Below are 12,594 nucleotides of genomic sequence, written 5' to 3' on the forward strand. Positions count from 1 at the left end.
TCAGTCAGCTCATGTCGTCGAGACACAGCCGTCTATCTACCGCATCCGACACCGATGATCCACGAGACACGCCCTAGTAGAACGTGGGTTGACCTTGGTGGTTTTCCGTCACCCCGGCGACGGAAAACCACCAAGGTCAACTGCGGGAAACGGCCACAGGCGTCGGATGCGGTCGCACAACCCGCCCCGCGCCCCGCGCCCCGCGCTCCGCGCCCCGCGCCCCGCTACGAGCGGGCCGTTACGAGCGGGCCGTGAGTGGGGAGGGGGGCGTGGCGAGCGGGGCGTGAGGGTTCGGCTGCCTTCCGCGTATCCTGGCGCGTGATGAAGAAGCGGCTTCAGCACCTCCCCGCCGGCCTGATCGCCATGGCGGCGCTCCTCGTCGTCACCGTGCCCCTGGCGCTGTGGCGGGACGGGGCCGCCGCCGCGTCCGGCGCCGCGGCCGGCGTCGGGCTGGTCACCCTCAGCTACACGCTGTCGAGCCTCGTCATCGCCTGGACCGACCTCAGGGCCCGCCACCTGCTCATGCCGGTCGCGCTCGGCACCTATGTGGTCAAGTTCACCGTCATCGGCGTCGCCATGTGGTTCGTGAGCGGCGCCGACTGGGCCGGCCTCACGTGGATGGGCGCGCTCGTCATCGCCGGCGTCGTGGTCTGGATGGGCGCGCACGCGACCTGGGTCTGGCGGGCGAAGATTCCGTACGTCGAGCTGTGATCAACTGCACGGGTCCAGGCGCTCGCCGCTGTTCTCCGACAGCTTGCGCGTGACCCCGCGGGACACGACGGTCGCCTCGACCCAGGTCCGGTAGTTCCCGCGCGCGCAGGGCACGGCGATCTGCCGGGTCCGCTCGCTGTTGCGCCGTTGCAGCGTGGTGGCCACGCCGGCGGCCGTGAACGACTGGCCGCTGATCGTCGTCCAGGACGAGCCGTCGTTGCGCTGCAGGTGCACGGTCATCGTGAGCGAGTCCGCGCCGGGGCTGTCGCAGCGGTACCGCCCGGCGGCCACCAACCGGCCGCCCGAGGCCGCGACGCGCTGGGGCGAGACGCTGCAGCGTACGGTCGCCGGACTACTCTGCGCGACGGTTTCGCTGCCCTCGGTTCTCGTGACGGTGATGACCGCCAAAATCAGGAAAAATGCGATAACCGCGTTGCGCAAGGTCATCACTCCAGCACGGATTGTTAGGCTGAAGCCTCAGCTAACCCGGTGGGGGTGACCGTGCGCAACATTCACTCATGCATCAGTCGTGTAGTTGACGTTCGCCGAGCGTTAGGCGTAGTAACGTTGACGGCCGCCGGTTGATGGCCCCGGCCCCAGAGCAACCCCCGCGCGATGAGCACGCGGGGGTCGATGCACAGGTGCTCCCGGCTGGCTGATATGGTCACCGCGTCATGGCCGGTAACCAGACTCCCAAGCAATCCGGATCGAGTGGAGCCAACGAGGGTTGGGCCGCCGTCGGATACCTCATCTCGGGCATCGCCGTGTGGGGCTTCGTTGGCTGGCTGGTCGACCGGTGGCTTGACACCGGTGGCATCGCCACCGCGATCGGATGTGTGCTCGGGGCAGCAGGCGGCATCTATCTGGTGGTCAAGCGCCTCGGCGCCTGACCGGCCGGTGATTTCGATATGAGAGGGACGTGGTGAGCGGACTGATTCTGGCGGAGGTGCCCTTCCCGCCGAGCGTGGAAGACATCTTCCCGCCGAACATCGGGGACATCGGCCCCTGGCTGAGCAAGTTCACCCTTCTCATCTTCCTTGCCGTCGCGATCGTGCTGGTCTACTTCCTGGTCTCTTACCGCAACCCGCAGATCGTGCCGACGAAGAAGCAGTGGCTCGCCGAGTCGGTCTACGGATTCGTGCGGGAGGGCGTGGCCAAGGACGTCATCGGCCACGAGGGGCTGCGCTTCGCGCCCTACCTGGCGTCGCTGTTCACGTTCATCGTCGTCGCCAACGTGTTCGCGATCGTTCCCGGCATCCAGATCTCGCCGATGTCGCACATCGCGTTCCCGGCGGTCCTGGCGCTGTGCACCTACGGGCTCTACCTCTTCCAAGGCTTCAAGAAGCACGGCTTCCTGGGCTACCTGAAGCACGCCACCGTGCTGCCCGCCCCGTGGTTCATGCAGCCGCTGCTGCTGCCCATCGAGGCGCTTCAGGCGTTCATCCTGCAGCCGGCCACGCTCGCCCTGCGTCTGTTCGCCAACATGTTCGCCGGCCACATGCTGCTGCTGGTGTTCACCCTGGGCGGCTTCGCGCTGCTCAACGCGGAGAGCATCTTCATCAAGCCGATCTCCGTGCTGTCCTGGGGCATGACGATCCTGCTCACCTTCTTCGAGCTGCTGGTCGCTGCCCTGCAGGCCTATGTCTTTACGCTTCTGACGGCCAACTACCTCGCGGGCACCCTCGCCGAGGAGCACTGAGCCAGACCCCCGCTTCGAAGCTTCGAAAGCGAACGAGTACCACCCTTTTCAGTTGTCCCGCGTGATCGTCACGCGAGATCTCAGGAGGATTCACAAATGTTGGCAGAAGTCACCGGTAGCCTCAGCGCCATCGGCTACGGCCTTGCGGCCATCGGCCCCGGCATCGGCGTGGGTATCGTCTTCGCCTCGTACATCCAGGCCACCGCCCGCCAGCCCGAGTCGGCCGGCCTGACCCGCACCTACATGTTCCTCGGCTTCGCCGTGGTCGAGGCGCTCGCCCTGCTGGGTATCGCCTTCGGCTTCGTGTTCCGCAGCTAGTCCCGCCACTTCTACAAGAGAGCGGGAGGTTTCCCATGTTGTTCATTGCGGAAGCAGGACACGAGCCCAACCCGATCGTCCCGATCTGGCAAGAGGTCGTTATCGGCTTCATCGCCTTCGCGATCCTCGTCTTCGTGCTGACGAAGTTCGTCTTCCCCCGCATGGAGGAGACCTTCCGCGCACGCGTGGACGCGATCGAGGGCGGCATCAAGCGCGCCGAGGAGGCGCAGGCCGAGGCCAACCGGCTGCTGCAGCAGTACAAGGAGCAGTTGGCCGAGGCCCGCACCGAGGCGGCCCGCATCCGTGACGAGGCGCGCGCCGACGCCACGGGCATCCGCGAGGACATCCTCGCGAAGGCCCGGGAGGAGAGCGACCGCATCATCGCGGCCGGCCGTGAGGCCCTGCAGACCGAGCGGCAGACCATCGTCCGTCAGCTGCGGGCCGAGGTCGGCTCGCTGGCGGTCGACCTGGCCGGCCGGATCGTCGGGGAGTCGCTGGAGGAGGAGGCCCGCCGCCGGGGCACGGTCGAGCGGTTCCTCCAGGAGATCGGTGACGGCGACGCGGCCGGCGCCGCCGGGCGGCGCTGATGGAGGCCATCAACCGGGAGGCGTACGGGGCCGCTGCCGACAAGCTCGCCGAGTTCTCGGCGGGCGCTGACGCGCAGCGGATCAGTGCGGTCGCCGACGAGGTTCTCGCGGTGGCCGACCTGCTCCGGCGCGAGCCGCGGCTGCGCCGGGCCCTCGCCGACCCGGCTCGCCCCGCCGACGAGCGGGCGGAGCTGATCCGCTCGATCCTGTCGGGCAAGGTGAGCGACGAGACCACCGGTCTGCTCGCCGCCCTGGTCGGCGGCCGGTGGTCCGGGCCCGGTGCGCTGCTCGACGGCACCGAGCGCCTGGGCGTCGACGCGCTGCTCGCCGGGGCCGACCGCGCCGGCGACCTGGCCGACGTCGAGGACGAGCTGTTCCGCTTCGGGCAGGTCGTCTCAGGCGACCCCCGCCTCGCGAGCGCCATGGCCGACTCGACCGCTCCGGCGGGCGCGCGCGGCGAGCTCGTCGGCGACCTGCTCAAGGGCAAGGCCAAGGCGGCGACGCTGCGCCTCGCGCAGCTGGCCGTCGCCGGCTTCGGCGGTCGCGGTTTCGACGCTTCGCTGGCCCGGCTCGTCGAGCTGGCCGCCTCCCGGCGGGATCGCTCGGTCGCCTACGTGACCAGCGCGGTCGCGCTGACCGACGCCGAAGAGGAGCGCCTGGCTGCCCGGCTCAAGGAGCTGTACGGTCGAGGAGTCTCCCTGAAGATCGACGTTGATCCGCGCATCATCGGAGGCATGCGGGTCAAGGTCGGCTCCGACCTTTACGACGGCACGGTCGCGCGCCGCCTCGCCGAGGCCCGCACGGCGCTCGCCAAGTAACCAATCCCCGAAGCTTGAACACTTGAGATAGAAGGTTGAGGATGGCCGAGCTGACCATCTCCTCGGACGACATTCGGGGCGCACTCGAGCGCTACGTCTCGTCCGTTGATTCACGGATCTCCCGCGAGGAGGTCGGCGTCGTCTCGTATGCCGGCGACGGTATCGCCCAGGTCGAGGGCCTGCCCTCGACGATGGCCAACGAGCTGCTCGAGTTCGAGGACGGCACGCTCGGCGTTTCGCTCAACCTCGACGTCCGCGAGATCGGCGTCGTCGTCCTGGGCGACTTCAAGGGCATCGAGGAAGGCCAGCAGGTCAAGCGGACCGGCCGCGTGCTCTCGGTGCCGGTCGGCGACGCCTTCCTCGGCCGCGTGGTCAACCCGCTCGGCCAGCCGATCGACGACCGTGGCGAGATCGCCAACGAGGGCTTCCGCGAGCTGGAGCTGCAGGCGCCCAACGTCATGGCCCGCCAGCCGGTGAAGGAGCCCCTGCAGACGGGCATCAAGGCGATCGACGCCATGACCGCCATCGGCCGCGGCCAGCGCCAGCTGATCATCGGTGACCGCAAGACCGGCAAGACGACGGTCGCGCTGGACACGATCATCAACCAGCGCGACAACTGGCTGTCCGGCGACCCGAAGAAGCAGGTCCGCTGCATCTACGTCGCCATCGGCCAGAAGGCCTCCACGATCGCCGCGACCCGCGGGATCCTGGAGGAGCAGGGCGCGATGGAGTACACGACCATCGTCGCCTCCCCGGCGTCCGACCCGGCCGGCTTCAAGTACCTCGCGCCCTACGCCGGCTCCGCCATCGGCCAGCACTGGATGTACGGCGGCAAGCACGTCCTGATCGTCTTCGACGACCTGACGAAGCAGGCCGAGGCCTACCGCGCCGTCTCCCTGCTGCTGCGTCGCCCGCCGGGCCGCGAGGCCTACCCCGGCGACGTCTTCTACCTGCACTCCCGGCTGCTGGAGCGCTGCGCCAAGCTCTCCGACGACCTGGGCGGTGGCTCGATGACCGGCCTGCCGATCATCGAGACGAAGGCCAACGACATCTCGGCCTACATCCCGACCAACGTCATCTCCATCACCGACGGCCAGGTCTTCCTCGAGTCCGACCTGTTCAACCAGGGCGTTCGCCCGGCCATCAACGTCGGCACCTCGGTGTCCCGCGTCGGTGGTTCCGCGCAGGTCAAGGGCATGAAGTCGGTCGCCGGCCGCCTGCGTCTCGACCTCGCCCAGTTCCGTGAGCTGGAGGCCTTCGCGGCCTTCGCCTCCGACCTGGACAAGGCGTCGCGGGCCCAGCTGGAGAAGGGCGCCCGCCTGGTCGAGCTGCTCAAGCAGCCGCAGTATTCGCCGTTCACCGTCGAGGACGAGATCATCTCGATCTGGCTGGGCACCACCGGCCAGCTCGACGACGTGGCCGTCGCCGACGTGCGCCGCTTCGAGACCGAGTTCCTGCAGTACCTGCGCAGCAACCGCAAGGAGCTGCAGGCCGCGATCGCCGAGTCGAAGAACCTGACCGACGACACGATCGCCGGGCTGACCGAGGCCGTGAAGAGCTTCAAGCAGGTCTTCGCGACGAAGGACGGCGGCCCCGCGGTCAACGAGGCGCCGGCCAAGGCCCTGGAGGGTGAGCAGGACCGCGAGACCGTCACCCGCCAGGTCCGGAAGTCGGGCTGAGCCATGGCCGGTCAGGTACAGGCCCTGCGCCGCAAGATCCGAACGGTCAAGTCGACCAAGAAGATCACCAAGGCGCAGGAGCTGGTCGCCACGAGCCGCATCGGCAAGGCGCAAGAGCGGGTCGCCGCCTCCCTGCCCTACTCCGAGGCGATCACGGGCGTGCTGACGGCGCTGGCGAGCAACACGAACGTCGACCACCCGCTGCTGGTGCCGCGCAACCCGGTCCGCCGGGCCGGCGTGCTGCTCGTGACCAGCGACCGTGGCCTCTGCGGCGGGTACAACGCCAACGCCATCCGCACCTGTGAGCAGCTCATCGCTCGCCTGCGCGGCGAGGGCAAGCAGGTCGCGCTCTACATCGCCGGCCGCAAGGGCGTCGCCTACTACCGCTTCCGTGGTCGCGAGATCGCGGGCAGCTGGACGGGCTTCTCCGAGCAGCCGCGGTATGAGAACGCGTCCGAGATCGGCGAGACGCTGATCCAGGCCTTCGTCAACGGTGCCGACGACTCGCTCGACGGCCCCGGCCCCGACGGCATCCTCGGCGTCGACGAGCTCCACATGGTCCACACGCAGTTCCGCTCCCTCATGACCCAGACCCCTGTCGCGCGGGTCGTCGCGCCGCTGGAGGTCGAGGAGCACGAGGTCAGCGGGCCGCTGCCGGCCTACGAGTTCGAGCCGGAGGCCGAGCAGCTGCTCGAGGCGCTGCTGCCGAAGTACATCAACACGCGGATCTTCGCGGCGTTGCTGGAGTCGGCCGCCAGCGAGTCGGCCGCCCGGCGGCGGGCCATGAAGAGCGCCTCCGACAACGCCGACGACCTGCTCAAGCGGTACACCCGCGAAATGAACTCCGCTCGGCAGGCGGCGATCACCCAGGAAATCAGTGAGATCGTCGGCGGCGCCAACGCGCTGGCGGCGGCGGGAAGTGATGTGTGATGACTGCACCAGCAGACACGAAGACCGCGGTCGGCCGCGTGGTCCGGGTCATCGGCCCGGTCGTCGACGCCGAATTCCCGCGTGACGCCATGCCCGACATCTACAACGCGCTCCACGTCGAGGTGAACCTCGCCGAGGGCTCCAAGAAGCTGACGCTCGAGGTCGCGCAGCACCTCGGCGACAACATGGTGCGCGCCATCTCGATGCAGCCGACCGACGGCCTGGTCCGCGGCGCCGAGGTGACCGACACCGGCGCCGGCATCTCGGTGCCGGTCGGCGACGTCACCAAGGGCCACGTGTTCAACGCCCTCGGCGAGGTGCTCAACGCCGACGAGTCGAAGCTCGACATCAAGGAGCGCTGGGAGATCCACCGCCCGGCGCCGCAGTTCGCCGAGCTCGAGCCGAAGACCGAGATGCTGGAGACCGGCATCAAGGTTCTCGACCTCCTCGCGCCGTACGTGCGTGGTGGCAAGATCGGCCTGTTCGGCGGTGCCGGCGTCGGCAAGACGGTGCTCATCCAGGAGATGATCACCCGTGTGGCCCGCAACTTCGGTGGCACCTCGGTGTTCGCCGGCGTCGGCGAGCGCACGCGTGAGGGCAACGACCTCATCCTGGAGATGACCGAGGGCGGCGTCATCGACAAGACCGCCCTCGTGTTCGGCCAGATGGACGAGCCCCCGGGCACCCGTCTGCGGGTCGCGCTGTCCGCGCTGACCATGGCGGAGTACTTCCGCGACGTCCAGAACCAGGAGGTGCTGCTCTTCATCGACAACATCTTCCGGTTCACGCAGGCCGGCTCCGAGGTATCGACGCTGCTCGGCCGCATGCCGAGCGCCGTCGGTTACCAGCCGACCCTGGCCGACGAGATGGGTCAGCTGCAGGAGCGCATCACCTCCGTCCGGGGGAAGGCCATCACCTCGCTCCAGGCGATCTACGTGCCCGCCGACGACTACACCGACCCGGCGCCGGCCACCACCTTCGCCCACCTGGACGCGACGACCAACCTCGAGCGGTCGATCTCCGACAAGGGCATCTACCCCGCGGTGGACCCGCTGGCGTCCTCGTCCCGCATCCTGGCCCCCGAGTTCGTCGGCCAGGAGCACTACTCGGTCGCCCGTGAGGTCCAGCGGATCCTGCAGAAGTACAAGGACCTGCAGGACATCATCGCCATCCTGGGCATGGACGAGCTGTCCGAGGAAGACAAGGTGACGGTCGGCCGCGCCCGCCGCATCGAGCGCTTCCTGTCCCAGAACACCTACGCCGCCGAGCAGTTCACCGGCGTCCCCGGCTCGACCGTCCCCCTCAAGGAGACCATCGAGTCGTTCAAGAAGATCAGCGAGGGCGAGTACGACCACTTCCCCGAGCAGGCCTTCTTCATGTGCGGCGGCCTTGAGGACCTCGAGCGCAACGCGCACGAGCTCATGAAGGACTGACGCACCACACCGTCCCACGAGAGCGGCGCGGGCCCCTGCGGGTTCGCGCCGCTTTCGCTTGGCATGACTCGGGCCCGTGGAAGGCACGACCGTCGCTCCCGCCAGACACCGCTGGTGCCGCCGGTGCATCCGCCCCGGCGCCACGGACGCTGCCATCGCCGTCGTCCCAAGGGCCCGCGACCTCCGGTCGCGCTGGACGCGTTCGTGGCGCTCATCGTGGCGCCGCAGCCGCACGCACCGTCGACCGCCGCCCAGCCGCACGCACCGTCGACCCGCCGCACAGACGTTGGTCGATCTACCCTCAAGTTGATCGCCGGAAGTGAGGGTAGATCGACCAACGTCTGGGCAGGCGTCGGCGCCTGGATCGTGCTCGGCCAGCGCGCGTTCACGGTCGAGGCCGGCAGGGGTGCCGCGGACCGCTACGTGAAGACGGGGCCGCAGTTCAGCACCGTGCCGCCGTCCGCCTCCGGGTAGCACCAGTCCGTCGCCGGGCCGCCGTCCAGCGTGTCGTTGCCCGAGCCGCCGTAGAGGGTGTCGACGCCCGCCTCGCCGTACAGGGCGTCGGCCTGCTGCTGGCCGCGTAGGACGTCGTTGCCGGCGCCGCCCCGCAGCGTGTCGGCGCCCGACGTGTAGAGGCACGACAGCAGGGTGCAGAACCAGGCCGTGCCGCCGTCCAGGACGTTCGCTCCCGAGCTGCCGGTCAGCGTGTCCGCCCCGCCGCTGCCCGTCAGGTTCTCGATCGTGTCGACGTAGTCGTCCTCGGCGCCGCCCGTGGTTGCGTTGGCGACGACCGGGGACATGCGGCCCTCGTACGTCACCAGGTCCGTGCCCGGGCCGCCGTTGATCCAGTCCTGGGCCGGGCCCGAGTACACGACGTCGTCGCCCGAGCCGGCCGCGATGTCCGAGATCGCGGCCGCGTTGCCGCCGGTGTGCAGGACGTCATTCCCCGCGCCCAGGTTGAAATGACCTGCTCGGGTCGTGCGGTTGTCGAGGGAATCGTCGAGGTCTCCGAGCGAGACGTCGAAGAAGCTCAGGACGCGTTCACAGTCCAGTACCGTCAAATCCCCTTCGAAGGGATGAACGCAATCGTCCTCGTCCGATGTGATCGGCACCACATCGTCGAGGCGCCACACGTCGGGGGAAGACCCGACTTTGGTGAGTATGAGCGTGTTCGCCTGGCCGTCGGCGGCCTCGAAGACCACCTCGCCCCCGTTGAACCAGACCGAGGCGCTCGGCGGATCCGCGTGTGCGGCGGCCGGAAGCAGCACCGCGACGGCAGTGAGCAACGCGGTGAGCAATGCACTGATCGAGGCGCTGGGTGTGGCATTCAGCACGGCCGTCGGAACTGCGCGGGACAGTTGTTTCACGGTGAGTCACCTCCCCTGGAATTTTCAGGAAAAGCCCACCGTGACAGGGTGACGTGCGTCACGCTCTAAAGTGTCGGATAGTCACCCGGACGCAAGTCGACGCCCCAGCTATTCAGCCTCCGTTAAGCCTTCGTGCCAACGTGGCGAGGCCCACTGCTCGACCCGTCGGATCATTGACTAGACTCGTCCAAACCGAATCGCGCACACGAGGAGTAACTAGCGTGGCGAGGCAGCTGCACGTCGAGCTCGTAGCCGTCGAGGAGAAAGTCTGGTCCGGCGACGCGGACATGCTCGTCGCACGCACGACCGAGGGTGAACTCGGCGTGCTCCCCGGCCACGCGCCGCTGCTGGGCCAGTTGGCCGAGCCCGGCCAGGTCCGGATCAAGCGGTCCGGCGGCCAGGACCTCGAGTTCGATGTGACCGGAGGGTTCCTCTCGGTCTCGGCGACCGGGGTGACGGTGCTCGCCGAGAGCTGCACCCCTGCCTCCTCCGCCTCGGCCCGCTGAGCGAAGGCGGCGATGGTGAGGATCGTCGAGGGAATCGGCATCGCGGTCCTCATCCTGCTCGCCGCTCTGGCGCTGCTGTTCGTGCGGCGCGTCGCGATCGCCCGCCGGGGCGGCACGATCGAGCTGGGCGTCCGGCTGAGCACCATGGTGCCCGGCCGAGGCTGGTCCGCGGGCCTGGCCCGGTTCGCCGGCGACGACCTCCGGTGGTATCGCATCTTCAGTTTCTGGCCGGGCCCACGCCGCGTCCTCTCGCGGCGTGGGCTCTCCGTCGACCGCCGCCGCACCCCCGACCCGGCCGAGCTGCTCGTGCTGCCGCCCGACTGGGTCATCGTGCGGTGCGTCAGCCGGCAGGCGCCGGTCGAGATCGCGATGGCCGAGCGGGCGCTGACCGGCTTCCTGTCCTGGGTCGAGGCCGCGCCTCCGGGTGAGTCGACCCCGGAGACCCGGCCCTACCGGTACCGCACCGGCTAAATTAGCGGGACCCGCCCGGCACCCACTTCACGTCGCCGTCAGGGTTGGCGATCCGGCACAGGATGAACAGCAGGTCCGACAGCCGATTGAGATACTTCACAGCCACCTCGTTGGTGCCGCCCGCGTCCACCGCGACGAGCGCCCATGCGCTGCGCTCCGCTCGCCGGGTCACCGTGCGGGCCACGTGCAGCAGCGCGGCGCCGGGCGTGCCGCCCGGCAGGATGAACGAGTCGAGCTTCGGCAGCCGGGCGTTGAACTCGTCACACCAGCCCTCCAGCCGTTCGACCTGTGCCTCGGTGACCCGCAGCGGCGGGTGCGCCGGCTCGGGCGTGATCGGGTTGCATAGGTCGGCGCCGACGTCGAACAGGTCGTTCTGGACCACGCCCAGCACGTCGCGCACCTCGGCCGAGAGGTCGCCGAGTGCCAGGGCCACGCCCAGGGCGGAGTTGGCCTCGTCGACGTCGGCGTACGCGACGATCCGCGGATGCGTCTTCGGTACCCGCGAAAAATCCCCCAGTCCCGTCTCTCCGGCGTCGCCGGTCTTCGTGTAGATCCGCGTGAGGTGAATGGCCATGGCTTTCACGGTACGGAATGCCCCTACGATGGCGGACGTGGACGTGATCCGTGTGATGGGCGGCGCCCGGCTCGCCGGTGACGTATCGGTGGTCGGCGCCAAGAACTCGGCTCTGAAGCTCATGGCGGCCGCGCTCCTCGCGACCGGTCGCACGACGTTGACCAACGTTCCCCGCATCACCGACATCTCGATCATGGCCGAGGTGCTGCGCCGGCTGGGCTGCGACGTCGAGCAGGACGGCGACCGGGTCGTCATCGACGTCCCCGAGCAGCTCGGCACCGAGGCCGACTACGACCTGGTCCGCCGCCTGCGCGCCTCGATCTGCGTGCTGGGCCCGCTGCTCGCCCGCTGCGGCCACGTGCGCGTCGCCCACCCCGGCGGCGACGCGATCGGCTCGCGCGGCCTCGACATGCACGTCGAGGGCCTGCGCCGGATGGGCGCCGACATCTCCGGCGAGCACGGCTTCGTCATCGCCACCGCCCCGAAGCTGCACGGCGCCACGATCTGGCTCGACTTCCCGAGCGTCGGCGCCACCGAGAACCTGCTCATGGCGGCCGTCCTGGCCAACGGCCGCACCGAGATCGACAACGCGGCCCGCGAGCCGGAGATCGTCGACATCTGCCGCATGCTCACCGACATGGGCGCCGACATCGAGGGCGCCGGCAGCTCCCGCCTGGTCGTCCGCGGCGTCACCGAGCTGCGCCCGGTCGAGCACCGCACCGTCGGCGACCGCATCGTGGCCGGCACCTGGGCCTTCGGCACCGCCATGACCCGCGGCGACGTGACCGTGCACGGCATCGACCCGGCGTTCCTGGAGATCGCCCTGGACAAGGTCGTGACGGCCGGCGGCGAGGTCACGACGGCCCCCGACTCCTTCCGCGTCCGCATGGACGACCGCCCGCGCGCCGTGGACGTGGTCACCCTGCCGTATCCGGGCTTCGCCACCGACCTGCTCCCGATGGCCGTGGGCCTGGCGTCGGTGAGCGAGGGTTCGTCGCTGGTGACGGAGAACATCTTCGACGGCCGCTTCATGTTCATCAACGAGATGGCCCGCCTGGGCGCCGACATCCGCACCGACGGCCACCACGCCGTGGTGCGCGGCAAGGCCCGCCTGTCGGGCGCCCCGGTCACGGCCACGGACATCCGCGCGGGCGCCGGCCTGGCGATCGCGGGCCTGTGCGCCGACGGCGTCACCGAGATCCGCCACGTGCACCACATCGACCGCGGCTACCCGAGCTTCGAGTCGGATCTCCGCGGGCTGGGCGTCGACGTGTCCCGCGCGGTGGCCCCGCCCGACGAGTTCGAGTTCTAGCCCGCGGGGTTCGGCCCGCTGTCACTCCGCCGCGCCGTGCCCGCCGCGCCGTGCCCCGCCCTGCGCCGCCGCGCCGCCCCCCGGCCGTCGCGCCGCCCCGCCCCCCGGCCGTCGCGCCGCCCCGCCGCTGCCGCGCCGCCCCGCCGCTGCCGCGCCGCCCCGCCGCTGCCGCGCCGCCCCGCCGCTGCC

General features: G+C 69.7%; 16 protein-coding genes. 13 read left to right on the plus strand and 3 right to left on the minus strand.

Annotated elements, in window-relative coordinates:
* Positions 1 to 321: 321 nt before the first annotated feature.
* Positions 322 to 711 (plus strand): Cg1360 family ATP-synthase-associated protein, encoded by a 390-nt coding sequence (locus tag IEZ31_RS09835; protein ID WP_190249466.1) that lies wholly within the window; start codon positions 322 to 324, stop codon positions 709 to 711.
* On the opposite strand, the gene IEZ31_RS09840 is transcribed toward IEZ31_RS09835, so the two are convergent.
* Entirely contained in the window at positions 712 to 951 is a 240-nt protein-coding gene (locus IEZ31_RS09840; protein WP_190249467.1) for a hypothetical protein, read from the minus strand.
* 1 nt (position 952) lies between these two features.
* Here IEZ31_RS09840 and IEZ31_RS09845 point away from each other — a divergent pair, with 1 nt between their 5' ends.
* From IEZ31_RS09845 to atpD, 9 genes are all read left to right on the plus strand, one after another.
* Positions 953 to 1,210: a hypothetical protein gene (locus IEZ31_RS09845; RefSeq protein WP_190249468.1), complete on the plus strand. Its 258-nt coding sequence runs from the start codon at positions 953 to 955 to the stop codon at positions 1,208 to 1,210.
* A gap of 175 nt (positions 1,211 to 1,385) precedes the next feature.
* Positions 1,386 to 1,601, plus strand: coding sequence for an AtpZ/AtpI family protein (locus IEZ31_RS09850; RefSeq protein ID WP_190249469.1), 216 nt, complete (start codon positions 1,386 to 1,388; stop codon positions 1,599 to 1,601).
* Between the two features lie 32 nt (positions 1,602 to 1,633).
* Positions 1,634 to 2,410, plus strand: a complete 777-nt coding sequence (atpB, locus tag IEZ31_RS09855; protein WP_190249470.1) for a F0F1 ATP synthase subunit A — start codon at positions 1,634 to 1,636, stop codon at positions 2,408 to 2,410.
* A gap of 96 nt (positions 2,411 to 2,506) precedes the next feature.
* A complete protein-coding gene (atpE, locus tag IEZ31_RS09860; RefSeq protein ID WP_190249471.1) occupies positions 2,507 to 2,728 on the plus strand; it encodes an ATP synthase F0 subunit C in 222 nt (73 codons plus the stop codon).
* 35 nt (positions 2,729 to 2,763) lie between these two features.
* Positions 2,764 to 3,315 carry a F0F1 ATP synthase subunit B gene (locus IEZ31_RS09865; protein ID WP_190249472.1) on the plus strand — a complete coding sequence of 184 codons (552 nt, stop codon included), beginning with the start codon at positions 2,764 to 2,766 and terminating at the stop codon, positions 3,313 to 3,315.
* Positions 3,312 to 4,133, plus strand: a complete 822-nt coding sequence (locus IEZ31_RS09870; RefSeq protein ID WP_190249661.1) for a F0F1 ATP synthase subunit delta — start codon at positions 3,312 to 3,314, stop codon at positions 4,131 to 4,133. The genes IEZ31_RS09865 and IEZ31_RS09870 overlap by 4 nt, the downstream gene beginning before the upstream one ends.
* A 41-nt stretch (positions 4,134 to 4,174) precedes the next feature.
* Positions 4,175 to 5,812: a F0F1 ATP synthase subunit alpha gene (atpA, locus tag IEZ31_RS09875; protein WP_190249473.1), complete on the plus strand. Its 1,638-nt coding sequence runs from the start codon at positions 4,175 to 4,177 to the stop codon at positions 5,810 to 5,812.
* 3 nt (positions 5,813 to 5,815) lie between these two features.
* Entirely contained in the window at positions 5,816 to 6,742 is a 927-nt protein-coding gene (locus IEZ31_RS09880) for a F0F1 ATP synthase subunit gamma (RefSeq protein ID WP_190249474.1), read from the plus strand.
* Positions 6,742 to 8,175 (plus strand): F0F1 ATP synthase subunit beta, encoded by a 1,434-nt coding sequence (gene atpD, locus IEZ31_RS09885; protein WP_190249475.1) that lies wholly within the window; start codon positions 6,742 to 6,744, stop codon positions 8,173 to 8,175. Before IEZ31_RS09880 ends, atpD begins: the two co-directional genes overlap by 1 nt.
* A gap of 419 nt (positions 8,176 to 8,594) precedes the next feature.
* Here the strand turns inward: atpD and IEZ31_RS09890 are convergent, their stop codons facing one another.
* A complete protein-coding gene (locus IEZ31_RS09890; protein ID WP_190249476.1) occupies positions 8,595 to 9,542 on the minus strand; it encodes a calcium-binding protein in 948 nt (315 codons plus the stop codon).
* A gap of 221 nt (positions 9,543 to 9,763) precedes the next feature.
* Between IEZ31_RS09890 and IEZ31_RS09895 the strand changes: the two genes are divergently transcribed.
* Both IEZ31_RS09895 and IEZ31_RS09900 read left to right on the plus strand, forming a co-directional pair.
* Positions 9,764 to 10,048: a F0F1 ATP synthase subunit epsilon gene (locus tag IEZ31_RS09895; RefSeq protein ID WP_190249477.1), complete on the plus strand. Its 285-nt coding sequence runs from the start codon at positions 9,764 to 9,766 to the stop codon at positions 10,046 to 10,048.
* A gap of 15 nt (positions 10,049 to 10,063) precedes the next feature.
* Positions 10,064 to 10,519 carry a DUF2550 domain-containing protein gene (locus IEZ31_RS09900; protein WP_190249662.1) on the plus strand — a complete coding sequence of 152 codons (456 nt, stop codon included), beginning with the start codon at positions 10,064 to 10,066 and terminating at the stop codon, positions 10,517 to 10,519.
* 1 nt (position 10,520) lies between these two features.
* Here IEZ31_RS09900 and IEZ31_RS09905 read toward each other — a convergent pair whose 3' ends face one another.
* On the minus strand, positions 10,521 to 11,093 hold the full coding sequence (locus tag IEZ31_RS09905; protein ID WP_190249478.1) for a cob(I)yrinic acid a,c-diamide adenosyltransferase: 573 nt from the start codon (positions 11,091 to 11,093) through the stop codon (positions 10,521 to 10,523).
* Between the two features lie 28 nt (positions 11,094 to 11,121).
* Between IEZ31_RS09905 and murA the strand changes: the two genes are divergently transcribed.
* Positions 11,122 to 12,405: a UDP-N-acetylglucosamine 1-carboxyvinyltransferase gene (murA, locus tag IEZ31_RS09910; RefSeq protein WP_190249479.1), complete on the plus strand. Its 1,284-nt coding sequence runs from the start codon at positions 11,122 to 11,124 to the stop codon at positions 12,403 to 12,405.
* Positions 12,406 to 12,594 lie beyond the last annotated feature (189 nt).

The sequence above is a fragment of the Dactylosporangium sucinum genome (genome assembly GCF_014647515.1).
GTDB lineage: Bacteria > Actinomycetota > Actinomycetes > Mycobacteriales > Micromonosporaceae > Dactylosporangium > Dactylosporangium sucinum.

What these genes read in the sequence shown, in the direction of transcription:
- IEZ31_RS09835 (WP_190249466.1), top strand. Translation starts at nt 322, where the DNA reads ATGAAGAAGCGGCTTCAGCACCTCCCCGCCGGCCTGATCGCCATGGCG.
- IEZ31_RS09840 (WP_190249467.1), bottom strand. Translation starts at nt 951, where the DNA reads ATGACCGTGCACCTGCAGCGCAACGACGGCTCGTCCTGGACGACGATC.
- IEZ31_RS09850 (WP_190249469.1), top strand. Translation starts at nt 1,386, where the DNA reads ATGGCCGGTAACCAGACTCCCAAGCAATCCGGATCGAGTGGAGCCAAC.
- atpE (WP_190249471.1), top strand. Translation starts at nt 2,507, where the DNA reads ATGTTGGCAGAAGTCACCGGTAGCCTCAGCGCCATCGGCTACGGCCTT.
- IEZ31_RS09865 (WP_190249472.1), top strand. Translation starts at nt 2,764, where the DNA reads ATGTTGTTCATTGCGGAAGCAGGACACGAGCCCAACCCGATCGTCCCG.
- atpA (WP_190249473.1), top strand. Translation starts at nt 4,175, where the DNA reads ATGGCCGAGCTGACCATCTCCTCGGACGACATTCGGGGCGCACTCGAG.
- IEZ31_RS09880 (WP_190249474.1), top strand. Translation starts at nt 5,816, where the DNA reads ATGGCCGGTCAGGTACAGGCCCTGCGCCGCAAGATCCGAACGGTCAAG.
- atpD (WP_190249475.1), top strand. Translation starts at nt 6,742, where the DNA reads ATGACTGCACCAGCAGACACGAAGACCGCGGTCGGCCGCGTGGTCCGG.
- IEZ31_RS09905 (WP_190249478.1), bottom strand. Translation starts at nt 11,093, where the DNA reads ATGGCCATTCACCTCACGCGGATCTACACGAAGACCGGCGACGCCGGA.
- murA (WP_190249479.1), top strand. Translation starts at nt 11,122, where the DNA reads ATGGCGGACGTGGACGTGATCCGTGTGATGGGCGGCGCCCGGCTCGCC.